The organism is Vibrio sp. YT-19(2023) (assembly GCF_033337395.1).
This window is the reverse complement of sequence record NZ_JAWOQN010001046.1, coordinates 1-537: the sequence shown is the minus strand read 5'-3', so window position 1 is coordinate 537 and position 537 is coordinate 1. Positions and strand designations below refer to the sequence as shown.

Annotated in this window: 1 protein-coding gene; it reads left to right on the top strand. The window is 41.9% G+C overall.

The genetic code is table 11. The features are described 5' to 3' along the window. Nucleotides 1-279, top strand: a 279-nt coding sequence (locus R7E78_RS29945) for a LuxR C-terminal-related transcriptional regulator (RefSeq protein WP_318059117.1), incomplete at its 5' end; no start/stop codon positions are given. Nucleotides 280-537 lie beyond the last annotated feature (258 nt).

The window sequence follows — 537 nt, the reverse complement described above, 5'->3', positions numbered from 1 at the left end:
AGCCGCTCGATCCACTTTGATGAAGACTTTATTGAAAAGTTGGTAAATCACCCGAATGTGCCGGAGCTTGTACGCACGAGCCCGTTAACACAGCGCGAATGGCAGGTTCTAGGTTTGATTTATTCTGGCTTTAGTAACGAGCAAATCGCACAAGAATTGGATGTGGCAGGTACGACAATCAAAACCCACATTCGCAACTTGTATCAAAAGCTCAACATCGCGAATCGTAAAGAAGCCATTGTAACTGCGGAGAATTTACTGCAATTGATGGGTTACTAAATCAAATAACCTTAGTAAAGAAATGGAATTTTAATTGAAAACAAAAATGGGTTGGCGTTATGCGTCAGCCCTTTTTTATAAGCCGCCAGTGAGGGAAGTGCAATTTGCAAAGCACGTAAGTAACGTTGTTCATATACGACAGGCAAAAAAATAGCCAACCGCAATAATCGCGATTGGCTCATATTTATTGTGAACAATCTATATTCACTAACAACGTCAGTTGGCTAGGTGACCCTCGGCTTAAGAAGGGTCGAGAAG